The organism is Pseudomonas sp. yb_9 (genome assembly GCF_043103635.1).
In the GTDB taxonomy this organism is placed as follows: domain Bacteria; phylum Pseudomonadota; class Gammaproteobacteria; order Pseudomonadales; family Pseudomonadaceae; genus Aquipseudomonas; species Aquipseudomonas monteilii.
Map to the genome: position 1 here is coordinate 23,531 of NZ_JBICKA010000012.1, position 14,542 is coordinate 38,072.

The 14,542-nt window shown below is 62.4% G+C and carries 14 protein-coding genes; 6 read left to right on the forward strand and 8 right to left on the reverse strand.

What is annotated here, in order from left to right; all coding sequences use genetic code 11:
- Positions 1-18: 18 nt before the first annotated feature.
- The 4 genes from ACF8MI_RS03480 to ACF8MI_RS03495 all read right to left on the reverse strand — a co-directional run bounded on the left by ACF8MI_RS03480 (position 19) and on the right by ACF8MI_RS03495 (position 4,113).
- On the reverse strand, positions 19-951 hold the full coding sequence (locus ACF8MI_RS03480) for a D-2-hydroxyacid dehydrogenase (protein WP_156868065.1): 933 nt from the start codon (positions 949-951) through the stop codon (positions 19-21).
- A 2-nt stretch (positions 952-953) separates the two neighbouring features.
- Complete coding sequence (locus tag ACF8MI_RS03485) at positions 954-1,247, reverse strand: YcgL domain-containing protein (protein WP_060498660.1); 294 nt, start codon at positions 1,245-1,247, stop codon at positions 954-956.
- Positions 1,244-2,377: a ribonuclease D gene (rnd, locus tag ACF8MI_RS03490; RefSeq protein ID WP_060498659.1), complete on the reverse strand. Its 1,134-nt coding sequence runs from the start codon at positions 2,375-2,377 to the stop codon at positions 1,244-1,246. Before rnd ends, ACF8MI_RS03485 begins: the two co-directional genes overlap by 4 nt.
- A gap of 98 nt (positions 2,378-2,475) precedes the next feature.
- A complete protein-coding gene (locus tag ACF8MI_RS03495) occupies positions 2,476-4,113 on the reverse strand; it encodes a phosphoethanolamine transferase (RefSeq protein ID WP_060498658.1) in 1,638 nt (545 codons plus the stop codon).
- Between the two features lie 252 nt (positions 4,114-4,365).
- Between ACF8MI_RS03495 and ACF8MI_RS03500 the strand changes: the two genes are divergently transcribed.
- Complete coding sequence (locus tag ACF8MI_RS03500) at positions 4,366-4,602, forward strand: YdcH family protein (protein WP_016711950.1); 237 nt, start codon at positions 4,366-4,368, stop codon at positions 4,600-4,602.
- A gap of 61 nt (positions 4,603-4,663) precedes the next feature.
- Here ACF8MI_RS03500 and ACF8MI_RS03505 read toward each other — a convergent pair whose 3' ends face one another.
- On the reverse strand, positions 4,664-5,845 hold the full coding sequence (locus ACF8MI_RS03505; RefSeq protein WP_200929165.1) for a PLP-dependent aspartate aminotransferase family protein: 1,182 nt from the start codon (positions 5,843-5,845) through the stop codon (positions 4,664-4,666).
- 91 nt (positions 5,846-5,936) lie between these two features.
- Between ACF8MI_RS03505 and ACF8MI_RS03510 the strand changes: the two genes are divergently transcribed.
- A complete protein-coding gene (locus ACF8MI_RS03510; RefSeq protein WP_060498656.1) occupies positions 5,937-6,398 on the forward strand; it encodes an Lrp/AsnC family transcriptional regulator in 462 nt (153 codons plus the stop codon).
- 30 nt (positions 6,399-6,428) lie between these two features.
- Here ACF8MI_RS03510 and ACF8MI_RS03515 read toward each other — a convergent pair whose 3' ends face one another.
- Positions 6,429-8,759 carry an FdhF/YdeP family oxidoreductase gene (locus ACF8MI_RS03515; RefSeq protein ID WP_200929164.1) on the reverse strand — a complete coding sequence of 777 codons (2,331 nt, stop codon included), beginning with the start codon at positions 8,757-8,759 and terminating at the stop codon, positions 6,429-6,431.
- Between the two features lie 234 nt (positions 8,760-8,993).
- Between ACF8MI_RS03515 and moaA the strand changes: the two genes are divergently transcribed.
- Both moaA and ACF8MI_RS03525 read left to right on the forward strand, forming a co-directional pair.
- On the forward strand, positions 8,994-9,998 hold the full coding sequence (moaA, locus tag ACF8MI_RS03520; protein ID WP_016711953.1) for a GTP 3',8-cyclase MoaA: 1,005 nt from the start codon (positions 8,994-8,996) through the stop codon (positions 9,996-9,998).
- A 20-nt stretch (positions 9,999-10,018) separates the two neighbouring features.
- Positions 10,019-10,918 (forward strand): bestrophin family protein, encoded by a 900-nt coding sequence (locus ACF8MI_RS03525; protein WP_060498654.1) that lies wholly within the window; start codon positions 10,019-10,021, stop codon positions 10,916-10,918.
- Between the two features lie 131 nt (positions 10,919-11,049).
- Here the strand turns inward: ACF8MI_RS03525 and moaB are convergent, their stop codons facing one another.
- The gene (gene moaB, locus ACF8MI_RS03530) at positions 11,050-11,589 is read right to left on the reverse strand and encodes a molybdenum cofactor biosynthesis protein B (protein WP_060498653.1); all 540 of its coding nucleotides are present in this window, start codon (positions 11,587-11,589) and stop codon (positions 11,050-11,052) included.
- A 141-nt stretch (positions 11,590-11,730) separates the two neighbouring features.
- Here moaB and ACF8MI_RS03535 point away from each other — a divergent pair, with 141 nt between their 5' ends.
- Positions 11,731-12,618 carry a LysR family transcriptional regulator gene (locus ACF8MI_RS03535; RefSeq protein ID WP_060498652.1) on the forward strand — a complete coding sequence of 296 codons (888 nt, stop codon included), beginning with the start codon at positions 11,731-11,733 and terminating at the stop codon, positions 12,616-12,618.
- Positions 12,619-12,774: 156 nt separating this feature from the next.
- Complete coding sequence (locus ACF8MI_RS03540; protein ID WP_060498651.1) at positions 12,775-13,647, forward strand: DUF6216 family protein; 873 nt, start codon at positions 12,775-12,777, stop codon at positions 13,645-13,647.
- On the opposite strand, the gene ACF8MI_RS03545 is transcribed toward ACF8MI_RS03540, so the two are convergent.
- Positions 13,634-14,407, reverse strand: coding sequence for an AraC family transcriptional regulator (locus ACF8MI_RS03545; RefSeq protein ID WP_156868068.1), 774 nt, complete (start codon positions 14,405-14,407; stop codon positions 13,634-13,636). The two genes, ACF8MI_RS03540 and ACF8MI_RS03545, sit on opposite strands and share 14 nt — an antisense overlap.
- Between the last annotated feature and the right edge of the window lie 135 nt (positions 14,408-14,542).

Sequence of the window (14,542 nt, forward strand, 5' to 3'; positions counted from 1 at the left end):
CAGTACAGGCACTACAAATCAATAGCCCCGGGCAAAGTCCACCTCACCCCGCAAGCCCTGCCCCGCTACATACGCCTGCACATTCTCGACAAACAGCCGCACCATCGCCGTCGGTGAGGTGGGTGCCGAGCTGTGTCCGGTCAGCAGCAAGCCCCAGGCGGTCCAGAACGGGTGCTGTTTGGGCAGCGGTTCCTGGCGGCACACATCGATCACCGCACCGGCCAGATGCCCGTCCTTCAGCGCCTCGACCAAGTCCGCATCCACCACCGCCGCGCCGCGCCCGGCATTGATGAACAGCGTGCTCGGCTGGAAGCACTTGAACAGCGCCGCGTCATACAGGTCATGGGTAGCCGGGGTGTCCGGCAGCAGGTTGAGCACGTAGTCGACCTGGCCAACCATACGCGGCAAGTCGGCCAGCGCCGCCACCTCGACGAACGGTGCCTGCTCCCGGGCACTGCTGGCGACCCCGTACAGCACCACACCAAACGGCTGCAGGAACTCGGCCACGCGCTGGCCAATGTCGCCGGTGCCCACGATCAGCACCTTGCGCCCTTCCAGCGTACGTCCTGGGCGATCGTCCCAGCGCCGCTCCACCTGGCTGACCAGGCGCGACAGCACCTCGCGTTCGTGGCCGAGCATGTAGGTAAGCATGTACTCGGCCATCACCTGGCCGAAGATGCCTACCGCGCGGGTCAGGCGATAGTCACGCGGCAAGCCATCGGCCAGCAACGGCGTGATACCCGCCCAGGTCGACTGCACCCAGTCCGGCTTGTGGCCTTGGCGCAGCAAGCTCGCCAGCAGGTCCGGCTGGCCCAGCCACACCTTGCACTGCGGTGCCTGGCGGGCCAGTTCGGCGGAATCACCGCTGGTCAGTACTTCCACATCAGGCGCAGCTTCGCGCAAAAGCGCGGCGTAACGAGCATGATCATGCTCAGCAATCAGTACGCGCATGGTCAGACCGGGTCGTTTCGGCGCAGTAGCTCTTCAGGCAGGTGCTCGATGTACTCGTCTTCCGCTGGCGGCATCTGCAGGTGGTAGCCCTGGTTGTCGAGGTTTTCCAACACCTTGGCGATGTCCTCGCGGGCCAGCTTGCGCTCCGGGGTGAGCACCAGGTCGAAGGCATGCACAGGGGTGCCGAAGAACGGCAGCAGGCCTTCCGGCACGCGCTCCAGGCCGTCGGCCTTGAGCACATACAGGTACATTTCGTTCTTGCGGGGGCTCTTGTAGATCGAGCAAATGCGTTTCATCGGGTCTCTCCGGCACCTGCAAGGCTGTCCAGCAGGGCCTGGCCCATACGCTCACGGCGCCAGCCGCGCAGCGAATCGGGCAGTTGATAAGGGCCATTGGGGTAGCCGCTCTTGAGCAGCGCTTCCAGGGCTTTCTTGCGCAGCATCAGCTCGGGGGCGATCCCCAGGCGCTCGCCTTCGGCCTGGCCGATGGCACGCAGCTGCTTGAGGATGCCGGCGGCCTCGATCGGCAGCGGCTCGGGCAAAGGCGCTGGCCACTGCTCGGCAGGCAGGCTGGCGGCGCGCTGGATCAGCTTGATCAGGAACTCGCCGTCCTGACGAATGGTGCGCGGGTGCATCTCGTCGATTCTGGCCAGCGCCGAGAGGTTGTTCGGCTGGCTCTTGGCCATGGGCCACAGCGAGTGCTCCTTGAGGATGCGGTTGCGCGGCACATCGCGGCTACGGGCTTCACGCTCGCGCCAGGCACACAGCTCTCGCAACACCGCCAGTTGCTGGGGGGCCAGCTTCCAGGCGAGCTTGACGTCGCGGTACAGGGTTTCGGGCTCGACCTCACGGCGCAAGGCGGCCACCAGCTCGGCGCCGTCTTCCAGCACCCAGGCGTACTTGTCGTCGCTCAGGCGCGGGCGCAAGGCGGTGAACAGCTCGGCCAGGTGCACGGCATCTTCGGCGGCATAGCTGACCTGTGTGTCGGAGAGCGGGCGCTGCAGCCAGTCAGAGCGGGTTTCGCCCTTGGGCAGCTCGATACCCAGCACCTCCTGCACCAGGCGCGAATAGCCCATGGAGAAGCCCAGGTTCAGGTAGCCGGCTGCCAGCTGGGTGTCGAACAGCGGCTGCGGCAGCTTGCCGGTCAGGCGCAACAGCACTTCGAGGTCTTCGCTGCAGGCGTGCAGCACCTTGACCACACCGCTGTCTTCGAGCAAGTCGGCCAAGGGTTGCCAGTTACCGATCAGCAACGGGTCGATAAGGTAGGCCCGCTGACCGTCGCCGATCTGGATCAGCCCGGCTTTCGGGTAGAAGGTGTCAACCCGCATGAATTCGGTGTCGACAGCGACAAAAGGCAGTTGGTGCCAGTCGCGGCAGTGTTCGGCCAGGCTCTGGTCGTCACGGATCCAGTGAATTTCGATGGCCACAAGGCTCTCCCACTAACATTGGCGCGCAGTATATACGGCGCGGGCACTGCTGGTGAAACCCGGGCCATCCTTGATATCGATAAGTGGTGGTGTGTGGGTCAGCGTTTGGCCGCCAACCACGGACGGCAGCTCGCAAACATGTCCAGCGACTGCTGATACACCTCGGTGCGCACCTGCAACAGGCCGAGCATGGAGTGGAACAGGTTGTCCTGCGACAGCGGCGCATCGCTGAGCTTGGCCAGGCAGTCGGTGTCGATGCCGAAATCGTCCTTGTAGCTGTCGGAGAACCAGGTCAGCAATGGCACGTGCTTCTGCTGCTCCGGGGCGATGGCGTAAGGCGTGCCGTGCAGGAACAGGTTGTACTCACCCAGCGACTCGCCATGGTCGGACAGGTAAATCATTGCGGTGTCGACCTTGTCCTGTTTGCTGCGCAGGGTGTCGATCAGCGACGCCAGCACTTTGTCGGTGTAGGCCAGGGTGTTGTCGTAACCGTTGATGATGTCTTGCTCGCTGCACTGGTTCAGCGCGTTGCTCTGACACACCGGCGCGAAGCGCTCACTGTCACTTGGGTAGCGCTTGAAATATTCCGGGCCGTGGCTGCCCATCTGGTGCAGCACCAGCACGGTGTCCTTGTCAAGGTTGTCGATCAGCGCGTCCAACCCTTGCAGCAGGATCTGGTCATGGCATTCGCCATTGGCACACAGCTGCGGGTCGTTGAGGTTGCTGACATCGATGAACTGCACACGGTCGCAGGTGCCTTTGCAGCCCGACTGGTTGTCGCGCCACTGCACGGCCAGGCCGGCCCGCTGGAGGATATCCAGCAGCCCTTCGCGGTTCTTGGCCACGCGGGCATCGTATTCCTTGCGGGTCATACCCGAGAACATGCACGGCACCGAGACAGCTGTTTCCGTCCCGCACGAATGCACATCGGAAAACGCCACCAGGCCTTGCTCCTTGGCCAGGTTCGGGGTGGTATCGCGGTCATAGCCCAACACGCCAAAGTGGTCGGCCCGCGCACTTTCACCCACCACCAGCACGGTCAACGACTTGCGCTCATGCTTCTGCCAGGCGGCATCACGCTTGGCATCTTCGCCATAGTGCTGGAAAGGACGCGATGCGGTACCGACGCGTTCGCTGACATAGCCAATGGAGGCACCGACGATATTGCTGGGGGTCAGCATCAGGCGCAACTCGTGGTGGTTGCGAAACAGCGAGGACAACCCTTGATAGTTGACCAGCGCCACCGAGCCCAGAGCTACCACGCAAGCGCCACTGACTACCAGCTTGCCCAGCAACTCGCGGTGCCAGGGACGGTAGGCAATGGGCGCCTTCCACAACAGCACCGAAGGCAGCACGCCCAGCCCCAGGATATACAAGGCAAACTTCAGCGAAAGCAGGTCGCGCACTTCGGCTACGTTGGTTTCTGCAATATTGCGGAACATACCCGCATCAATAAGGACGCCGTATTGATTCATGAAGTAAGCCACACCCGCGCCACTCATGAACAACACGATAAGTACCGGCTTCAATACATATCGGAAGGCAAACAACGTGAGGATGAGATTGAAAGCGAACAACATCAGCACGGCAAACGCCAGGCTCAGCCACAGCCCGGACAGGCCGGCAGGCACCACCTCTTGCAGGTGCCCCCAAAGGAACATGTTCAAGCCAATCAGCAGGTAAAGGCTGGCCAGCAGCGTGACCCATTCAGTCCGCAGGGATTTGAAGTTGAGCATTAGCGTTCGCAATCAAGAGTGATTATCAACCCCCAGGCCGGCTGGCACCGTGGGAAAGTTGGGCGAACTCTAGAAAGCCCGTCATCAATTTTTTGTGAAAAAGTTGGTAACAATTTCGTGAGGGCGCGCCTTTCGGTGATTAACGGCGCTTCATTCAGCTGCCATTCAGGCTGGCCGACATCACCGGCCTGCGCAAAGGCGGCTATCCTCAGAGGTCAGGACCTTATTGACAACCCTGACAGAGGTGAAGAAATGCCAGTTCCGCATGATCTGCTCGCTGACCTGCACGTTACCGCCGATGCATTCCAGGCGCTCATTGACAAGGACCAGACGCTGCACTCACTGCACAAGGAATACAACGCCAAGGACAAGGAGGTGGTCGCCGCCGAAGGCAACGGCACCAACGACGACACCGTCAACCGCCTGCGCAAGGAACGGTTGCTGATCAAGGACAAGATCGAACGGATCATTCATCCGCCGAAATCCTGATGGAAATGCATTGAATTCACTGGCCCCTTCGCGGGTTCACCCGCGAAGGGGCCAGCAACCCTTACACAGCTGCCGAAGCTTTCAAGGCGCCATCCAGATCCTCGATCAGATCACGGTAATCCTCGATCCCCATCGAAAGCCGCAGCAGGTTCTCGCTGATCCCCATCACCCCTTTCTGCTCCGGGCTCAGCGAGCAGTGCGACATGGTCCACGAGTGGTTGATCATGCTCTCCACCCCACCCAGCGAGTCGGCCAGCACAAAGATCTGCAACGCTTCCACCAAGCGGTTGAGCGCGGCGCGGTCGCCCTTGACCTTCATGGCCACCACCGCCCCGCCACTGCGCATCTGGCGTTTGCACAATTCGTGTTGCGGGTGGCTTTCCAGGCCCGGGTAATACACCTGCTCGATCTGCGGATGGTTTTCGAGGAAGCGCGCCACCTGCAGGGCATTGCCACACTGGCGCTCCATGCGTACATCCAGCGTTTTCAGGCCACGCAGGGCCAGGTAGCAGTCGAACGGCCCCTGCACCGCGCCAATTGCCATGCTGATGCGGCGAAGGCGCGCCAGCAGTGCATCGTTGGCCGCCACCACCACACCACCGGTGAGGTCGGAGTGGCCACCGATGTACTTGCTGGCCGAGTGCATCACCAGGTCCACGCCCAAGGTGATCGGGCGCTGGTTCCACGGCGAGCAGAAGGTATTGTCGATGCAGGTGAGGATGCCCCGGGCCTTGGCCAGGTCGCACACGGCCTTGATGTCGACCAGGTGCAGCAGCGGGTTGGTCGGCGATTCGATCCAGATCAGCTGGGTTTGGGGCTTGATGGCGGCGGCCACGGCCTCCAGGTCGTTGAGGTCGACATAGGTGGTGGTCAGGCCCGAGGTGCGGCTGCGGTAGTCTTCCAGAATACGGAAAGTGCCGCCGTACACGCCGTTCATCACCACGACATGGGCATCCTTGGGCAGCAGCTCCAGCACCGTCGCGGTAGCGTTCACGCCCGAGGCACAGGCAACCGCGCCCACGCCCTCTTCCAGCGCGGCGACACAGGTTTCGTAGGCATGCCGGGTGGGGTTGCCAACGCGGCTGTAGGAGTATTCCGGTTTGTCATCCAGGCTGCGTTTGGTGAACGAGCTGGCGGTGACGATGGCTGGAAAAATGGCGTTTTCAGCGACGCTGAACTGCTCGCCGGCGTTAATGGTACGGGTGGCGAAATTGCGCGGCTTGTCGGACATGGTCAGGCCCATTGGCAGAGTTAAGGCTGCAACTATCGCACAACCCAAATGTTCTGGCCTTGGGGTAATCTGTGAAAAATTTTCTTCACGGCCCGCGCGCGATATGGACAGTTTCGACCAGCACATTCTTACCCTGCTTCAGCGCGATGCTTCGATATCGCTCAAGGACCTGGCCGAGGCCGTCAACCTGTCCACCACGCCCTGCTGGAAGCGGGTCAAGCGCCTGGAAGAAGAAGGCTACATTCTTGGCCGCGTCGCCCTGCTCGACCCCGAACGGCTTGGCCTGGGGCTGACGGTGTTCGTCCAGCTCAAGACCCAGCGCCACGACAGCGCCTGGCTTGAGCAGTTTGCCGCGACCGTGACCGGGTTCGAGGAAGTGATGGAGTTCTATCGCATGTCCGGCGACTGGGATTACATGCTGCGGGTGGTGGTGGGGGATATTGCGGCGTATGACCGGTTCTACAAAAAGCTGATTACCCGTACCGATGGGCTATCTAACATTACGTCCAGTTTTGCCATGGAGCAGATGAAATACACCACGGCCTACCCGGTACGTCGATCCTGAATCGGCGTTGGATTCTTCGCGGGCAACCCATCAATCCAAGGCCAACACCGCCGCAATCCGGTTCCCCACCTTGGCTTTCTCGACCTTGATCGCCACAAACTTCGACGTCGGTGTATAGGTCCCCACGCCATAACTCTCCAGCGGCACCAGCGGGTTGGTTTCCGGGTAGTAGGCCGCCGCCTGCCCTTCAGGCACGTCATACGCCACCAGGCGGAACCCCGACACCCGCCGCTCTACGCCATCCTCCCACAGCGACACCAGGTCCACATGCTCACCCGGCTCGAAGCCCAGGCGGCGAATATCGGCCTCGTTCACAAACACCACTTCACGCAGGCCGAACACCCCACGGTAGCGGTCGTCCAGGCCATACAGGGTGGTGTTGTACTGGTCGTGCGAGCGTAGGGTCTGCAGGATCAGGTCGGGCTTGTCACCCCGCGCCAGCACCTTGGCGTTGATCAACTCCTCCGGCAGTGCGTGAGGCATGAACCGTGCCTTGCCCGTGGCCGTGCGGAAGTTGCGATCGGCGGCATTGTTGCCCAGGTGGAAGCCGCCCGGGCTGTGCAGGCGTTCGTTGAAACCGGTGAAACCCGGGATCACGTCGGCAATCATGTCACGAATGCGGTTGTAGTCGGCCACCGCATACTCCCAGTCGATCGGCTGGTTGCCCAGCGTGGCCTTGGCCATGCCGGCGATGATCCACGGCTCCGAGCGCAGGTGCGGTGAGCGCGGGCGCAGCTGGCCGTTGGAAATGTGCACCATGCTGAAGGTGTCTTCCACGGTCACGCCTTGCGGCCCTTCGGCCTGCAGGTCGATTTCGGTCCGGCCCAGGCAGGGCAGGATCAACGCATCGCGGCCGGTGACCAGGTGTGAGCGGTTGAGTTTGGTGGAAATCTGCACGGTCAACGCGCAGTTCTGCAGCGCCGCGTGGGTGCGCGGGGTGTCCGGGGTGGCTTGGGCAAAGTTGCCCCCCAGGGCGACGAACACCTTGGCCCGCCCCTCTTCCATGGCCTTGATCGCCAGCACCGCGTTGTGCCCATGGGCACGCGGCACACGGAACTGGAAGCGTTTTTCGATGGCATCGAGCAGCGCCGGCCTGGGCTTTTCGTCGATGCCCATGGTGCGGTCACCCTGCACGTTGCTGTGGCCACGTACCGGCGACAAGCCAGCGCCGGGTTTGCCGACGTTGCCGCGCAGCAGTTGCAGGTTGACGATTTCCTGCACGGTCGGTACCGAATGGCGGTGCTGGGTGACGCCCATGGCCCAGCACATGATCACCCGCTCTGCCTTTCGGTACATGCGTGCCGCCAGTTCGATCTCGGCCAGGGTCAAGCCCGACTGCTTGACAATGTGCTCCCACGAGGTGGCGTCCACTGCCGCCAAATAGTCATCGACGCCGCTGGTGTGTTCGGCGATGAAAGCACGGTCGAACACCGCCGGCTCACCGTTGGCCTGGGCTTCGCGCTCCCACTGCAACAGGAATTTGGCAATGCCACGCATGGCCGCCATGTCACCGCCCAAGGCCGGGCGGAAGTAGGCGCTGGACGTCGGCTCGGAGCCGTTGCTGAGCATTTCGAACGGGTGCTGCGGGTGCTGGAAGCGCTCCAGGCCACGCTCTTTCAGCGGGTTGAAGCAGACCACCTGGGCGCCGCGCTTCACCGCTTCGCGCAATGGTTCAAGCATGCGTGGGTGGTTGGTGCCTGGGTTCTGACCGATGACGAAGATCGCGTCGGCCAGCTCCAGGTCGTGAAACACGACAGTGCCTTTGCCCACCCCGAGGGTTTCCGACATGCCTGCACCGCTGGCTTCGTGGCACATGTTCGAGCAATCGGGGAAGTTATTGGTGCCGTAAGCGCGCACGAACAGCTGGTAGAGGAACGCCGCCTCGTTGCTGGCCCGGCCCGACGTGTAGAACTCGGCCTCGTCTGGCGACTGCAGCGCACGCAGGTGCCTGGCGACCAGCTCGAAGGCCTCCTGCCAGGTGGTTTCGACATAGTGGTCGGTGGCAGCGTCGTAGCGCATCGGGTGCGTGAGGCGGCCCTGGTATTCGAGCCAGTAGTCAGTCTGTTCCTTCAGCGCGCTGACGCTGTATTTGGCGAAGAACGCCGGGGCAACCGAGCGGCCGGTGGCTTCCCAGTTGACCGCCTTGGCGCCGTTTTCGCAGAACTTGACCATGTCGCTTTCCGGCGACTCCCCCCAGGCACAGCCGGGGCAGTCGAAGCCGCCGTTCTGGTTGGTCTTGAGCATGGCCCGCAGGTTCTTGAAGGCATTTTCGCTGCCCAGCCAGCTTTTGGTCACGCTCTTGAGCGCTCCCCAGCCGGCGGCTGCGCCTTTGTAGTCCCGGATGTGTTCGTCCTGGCTCATGCGATGAATCCTCACGCTTCGATGCTTTTTTTCAGCCTATTGAGCGTGGGGGTGGGGCGTCCAATCGAAAGATCTTACGGCGTGATAAGCGGTTTCGATCATGGGGTGGAAGCTTTGAGGCATCGGGCCTGCAGCCGTGATAGAAACCATCGATCAACCAGTCGGGCAAAGCAATTTGACGGCCCTGCGGCCAGGCTATAGCTTGGAGTGAACCCACCCCATTCGAGCGCGAACGTGGAACAGAACAGCCGGGCCCTGATCGACGGCTTCAACCGGAAAATCGACTACCTTCGGATGTCGGTCACCGACCGCTGTGACTTCCGTTGCGTGTACTGCATGGCCGAAGACATGCAGTTTTTGCCGCGCCAGCAGATCCTCAGCCTCGAAGAACTGTTCCAGGTGGCCGAGCGCTTCGTCGCCCTGGGCACCCGCAAGATCCGCCTGACCGGCGGCGAGCCGCTGGTACGCCAGGGCATCGTCGAGCTGTGCGGGCGGATTGCCGCCCTGCCCGGCCTGCGCGAGCTGTGCATGACCAGCAACGGCTCGCAACTCGGGCGCCTGGCGCAGCCGCTGTTCGACGCCGGGCTGTCGCGCCTGAACATCAGCCTCGACAGCCTGGACACCGAACGCTTCAAGCAGCTGACCCGTACCGGCGACCTGCACCAGGTCATCGCCGGGATCGACGCCGCACGCCAGGCCGGCTTCAAGCGCATCAAGCTCAACTGTGTGGTACTCAAAGGCCGCAACGACCACGAGCTGGTCGACCTGGTGCGCTTTGCCATCGATCGGGAGCTGGACATCACCTTCATCGAAGAAATGCCGCTGGGGGTAATCAGTGAACACGAACGTGGCGAGTCGTTCTGCTCCAGCGACGAAGTACGCGAGCGCCTGGCAGAACAGTTCACCCTGGTGGAGTCCACCGAATCATCACAGGGCCCTGCCCGCTACTGGCGCCTGGCCGAAGCCGCCAACACCCGGGTCGGTTTCATCTCGCCGCACAGCCACAACTTTTGCGCCACCTGCAACCGCGTGCGCCTGACGGTCGAAGGCCGCCTGTTGCTGTGCCTGGGCAACGAACACTCGGTAGACCTGAAGCACGTGCTGCGTGCTCACCCAGGCAACCGCGAGCGCCTGGAAAAGGCCATCCGCGACTCCCTGCACCTCAAGCCCTACCGCCACCACTTCGAAGTGGGTGGCGATGTGCAGATCCTGCGCTTCATGAACATGACCGGCGGCTGAACGGCCGTCTCTGGATTTCCATGATTGTTCACCCAACCCCCGATGTACTGCGTGTGCTGTTCACCCTGAAGGGGTCGATCGTCAAGCGCATCGCCCTGCGCTGCCTGATGGTGACCCTGTTGGCCGCGCTGATCGTGCTGGTCGAGCGCCATTTCCCCGCGTTTTTCTACCCGGTCAGTGCCACGCCGTTTACCTTGCTGGGCCTGTCGCTGTCGATCTTCATGAGCTTTCGCAACAACGCCTGCTACGACCGCTGGTGGGAGGGCCGTAAGGCCTGGGGCAAGCTGATTATCGAAACCCGCTCGTTCGTGCGCGAAAGCGTGGTGATTGCTGACCAAGCGCTGCGCGCAGAGCTGCTGCGCAGCCTGTGTGGCTATGCCCATGCGCTGAATGCCCGCCTGCGTAACGAGGACGACCTGGCGGCCGCCCGGCCCTGGCTGGCCCGACCAGAGGCGATCAGCCCGCATAACGTGTGCGATGGCATCCTGTGCGACATTGGCCAGCATTGCTCGCGGCTGGCGGAACAACAGCACATCAGCGATTGGCGCTACAGCCTGCTGGAACAGCGGCTGGTAGGCCTGACCGAGGTGCAGGCCACCTGTGAGCGGATCAAGTTCACACCATTACCGTTCCCCTACACACTGTTGCTGCACCGCACCATCTACATCTTCTGCCTGCTGCTGCCGTTTGCCCTGGCCGAGCCGCTGGGCTGGCTGGCACCGCTGTTCACCACCATCGTGGGGTACACGTTCTTCGGGCTGGATGCGATTGGCAACGAACTGGAAGACCCGTTCGGGCGGGATGAGAACGACTTGCCGACCGATGCCATGGTGCGGACGGTGGAGCGGGATGTGCTGGCGGGATTGGGGGAGACGCAGTTGCCACCGGCGTTGTTGCCGGTGGGGTATGTGTTGAGCTGACGGTGTGTGATTGCCTGTTCTGGCCTCTTCGCGGGCAAGCCCGCTCCCACAGAGACCTCACACACTTCGAATCCTGTGCTGTACCTATGGGAGCGGGCTTGCCCGCGAAGAGGCCCGTGCAGGATGTTGTATCAGCCCCGAGTTGCGCAGGCATCGATCGGCAACAGGTGTTTGACGAAGTTGCACGGCCGGTGCCTTGCATCCAGCTGCTCCGCCAGAATTCCTTCCCACGCCGTACGGCAGGCGCCGGTGGAACCCGGCAAGCAGCACACCAACGTGCGGTTGGACAACCCGGCCAGCGCTCGGCTCTGCACGGTAGAACTGCCGATATCCAGAATCGACAGCGCCCGGAACAGCTCGCCAAAACCATCGATGCGCTTGTCCAGCAGGCACTCGACCGCCTCCGGTGTGCTGTCACGCCCGGTAAAGCCGGTACCGCCGGTTATCAGCACCACCTGCACCTGCTCGTCGGCAATCCAGGTGGCGACCTGGGCGCGGATCTTGTACAGGTCGTCCTTGAGCAACGCCCGCGCCACCAGCCGGTGGCCGATCTCGACCGACCGGCTGGCCAGCAGCTCGCCGGAGGTATCGTTGTCGTAGGTACGGGTGTCGCTGACGGTCAGCACGGCGATGTTGAGCGGTACGAAGACCGCATCGGGTTGGACGCGCACGGTAAAAGCTCCTTGAATGGCATTGTCACCACGCTAGAGGCGTGGCTCGGGGGCGTCCAATCGGTATGGCTTACCGGCCGATCAATGACATCTATCGCAGACGTGGGTTATGGTCTGCACAACCCTACGCCAGGCACTTTCATGGACATCAAGCAGCTCAAGTTCCTCATCGCCCTCGACCAGACCCGCCACTTCGGCCAGGCGGCGGCGCTGTGCCATATCACTCAGCCGACGCTGTCCATGCGCCTGCGCAACCTGGAGGACGAGCTGGACCTGGTGCTGGTCAAACGCGGCCAGCGCTTCGAAGGTTTCACCGAGGCCGGCGAGCGTATTCTGGCCTGGGCCCGCACCCTGCTCGCCGCCCACGACGGCCTGCAGGCCGAGGCCGCCAGTTGCCGGGGCCAGGTGGTCGGCAGCCTGCGACTGGGCACAGTGCCGCTGGCCAGCTTCAACCCCATGCACCTGCTGCTGCCGCTGCGCGAAAAATACCCCGAACTGCACTTCCAGCTCAGCTCGCTGAGCTCGGAGCAAGTCATCGACGGACTGAGCCGCAACCAGCTCGACCTGGGTATCTGCTACCTGGACCAGGTCAACACCAGCTTCTTCGAAGTACTGGAGCTGGGCACCACCACCATGGGCCTGCTGCACGACACCCGGCACTTCCAGTTTGGCAGCGACACCCTGCGCTGGGACGCGCTCAGCGACATACCGCTGGGCCTGTTGAGCAAGGGTATGCACTACCGACAGTCGCTGGACCTGAGCTTGCGCAGCCGTGGCCTGGAACCGCATGCGGTACTGGAAAGCGACTCGACCTTCCAGCTGATCCAGGCCATCAACACCGGCATGTGCTGCGCGATCATGCCGTTGGACTGCGGCCTCGAAGACCTCAGCGAGCACCTGCGCATTCTGCCGGTGGCCGACGCAGCCATCCACAGCCCGGTCGGCCTGTTGCTGCGCCGCAGCGAGCCGCGCTCAGCCATTGCCGAGCAGTGTTTTGCCGAGGCGTGCAGCTTGTTTGCCAACGCTTGAAGTTCATGCCTCGCGAACAATAAGGAAATTTCCCACAATCAACTCGGAAGTTTCACTAACGACATGTCAGCTTGAGCACTTTTACTATCGTCACCTTATCGGACCCGCCGGCCTGATGCAGACACAAGGCCCGCTTACTTCGCTCAAGGAGCTGACATGACGACTTCCACCAACCTGGCCTCCTCATTCTGGAGCATAGAAACGCTCGCCCCATTGGGCGGTATCGGTGTGGCCATACTGCTGGGGATGGCGTTATGGTTCATCTACAGCCGGGCCGGCTCGCTGTATTTCCTTCGAGACCTTATTTGGCGCAGCTTTGGAGGCACCACCGAATTCGACAGCCACTCGCAGTTGAATACCCTGCGCAAGGAACTGCGGGAGATCGAATTCTTCCGTTATGAGTTCAACATCCCGGCCAATAACCTGGACGAGGCCAGCCAGGCGCACCGCTGGATCGTCGACAACGGCTTTGCGCCCGGCGACCTGAGCCGCAACCGCGCCTACATTGACTGGACTGACTTCAGCGCCCCCAAGTTCGCTACAGCGCGGTTCTCCCCGCGGCGTTTCAAGGGGTTCATTGCCTTGCTGGCCGTACTTGGCATGATGATGGCTCCTCTACCCATGGCGAGCCAGTCGGAATACTTGATGGTATCGCTCAAAAATGACCCGGACTCCCCCTTTTTCTATCTGTCACCGCAGGACATCAAGTTTGAAATGTGGTTTCCGGATGAAAAACTGACGCTCGACCAATGCCGCTCTTCAGAAAGCCTCGCGCCCTTCACCCGGTACATGCCGGAAGAGAAGCTCGACACGATCTGCTCGTTCTTCCTGGCATCCGACTACGGCGCACAAGTAGAAAACGGGGTAAAGGGGCAACGTGGCATTCTGGCGGGGTTGTCCGCGATCCTCATGCTCGGACTCGTGCTGGTTGTACTGAAACTGTCACGCATGGAGCGCGCGCAAAAGGTCTATAACCGCTGGCAGGCCAATATCGCGACGCCTGCGACCACTGCGCCTACAGCGCCGTAGCCTGGCGGTACTGGCGCGGGGTAAAGCCGGTCAGTTGCTTGAACTGGCGGCTGAAGGCGCTGTGGTCGGTGTAGCCGCAGCGCATCGCCACGTCGGTGATCGGCAGGTCCGAATGCAGGAGGCGGTGGGCGTGCTCCAGGCGCGCCTTGTGGATCATCTGTCGGGGCGTGAGGTGAAATACCCGCTTGCAGTAGCGCTCCAGCTGAGCCACGGAAATGCCGGCGATGCGGGTCAGCTCGCCCATGCTGATCGGCTGGTGAAAGTGCTGGCGGATGTGCTCGTCCACTGCGGCCAGGCGCTGGTAGGCCGGGTGAGTGTCGGCGGCTGATTGCAGGTCGACCGAAATGCCCACCAGGCCGATGATCTCGCCCGCCTGGTTGTACAGCGGGCGCTTGTAGGTCAGGCACCAGCCGGGCTCGCGGCTGCCGTACAGGTGCAGCTCCAGCTGGTCTTCCAGCACCAGCCCTTCCTTGAGTACGCGGCGGTCCTGCTCGGTGTAGCCGGGGCCCAGCTGCGCCGGGAACACTTCGGCACTGGTCTTGCCCAGCAACGGCTGCAAGCGCTTGAGGCCACAGCGCTGGACCAAGGTGTGGTTGGCCAGCACGTAGCGGGCGGCCGGATCCTTGATAAAGATGGCGGCGTTGGGGATTACGTCGAGGATCGGCAGCAGCAGGGAAACGCTGGCCAGCAGGGCCTCCAAGGTGGCGGGGCGGTGCTGGTCGAGGGATTGGTATAGCGTTGCCAGGGGAATATCGGTCATCTGTCGGTTCTCTGCTGGCTGTACCGGCCCTTTCGCGGGCAAGCCCGCTCCCACAGGTCCCGGACACACTTCTAATTCTGCGCTGTACTTGTGGGAGCGGGCTTGCCCGCGAAGAGGCCGGCACTACCAACACAT

Coding starts and splice junctions, on each gene's coding strand:
- ACF8MI_RS03480 (WP_156868065.1), bottom strand. CDS start 951: ATGCGCGTACTGATTGCTGAGCATGATCATGCTCGTTACGCCGCGCTT.
- ACF8MI_RS03485 (WP_060498660.1), bottom strand. CDS start 1,247: ATGAAACGCATTTGCTCGATCTACAAGAGCCCCCGCAAGAACGAAATG.
- ACF8MI_RS03495 (WP_060498658.1), bottom strand. CDS start 4,113: ATGCTCAACTTCAAATCCCTGCGGACTGAATGGGTCACGCTGCTGGCC.
- ACF8MI_RS03500 (WP_016711950.1), top strand. CDS start 4,366: ATGCCAGTTCCGCATGATCTGCTCGCTGACCTGCACGTTACCGCCGAT.
- ACF8MI_RS03505 (WP_200929165.1), bottom strand. CDS start 5,845: ATGGGCCTGACCATGTCCGACAAGCCGCGCAATTTCGCCACCCGTACC.
- ACF8MI_RS03510 (WP_060498656.1), top strand. CDS start 5,937: ATGGACAGTTTCGACCAGCACATTCTTACCCTGCTTCAGCGCGATGCT.
- ACF8MI_RS03515 (WP_200929164.1), bottom strand. CDS start 8,759: ATGAGCCAGGACGAACACATCCGGGACTACAAAGGCGCAGCCGCCGGC.
- ACF8MI_RS03525 (WP_060498654.1), top strand. CDS start 10,019: ATGATTGTTCACCCAACCCCCGATGTACTGCGTGTGCTGTTCACCCTG.
- ACF8MI_RS03535 (WP_060498652.1), top strand. CDS start 11,731: ATGGACATCAAGCAGCTCAAGTTCCTCATCGCCCTCGACCAGACCCGC.
- ACF8MI_RS03540 (WP_060498651.1), top strand. CDS start 12,775: ATGACGACTTCCACCAACCTGGCCTCCTCATTCTGGAGCATAGAAACG.
- ACF8MI_RS03545 (WP_156868068.1), bottom strand. CDS start 14,407: ATGACCGATATTCCCCTGGCAACGCTATACCAATCCCTCGACCAGCAC.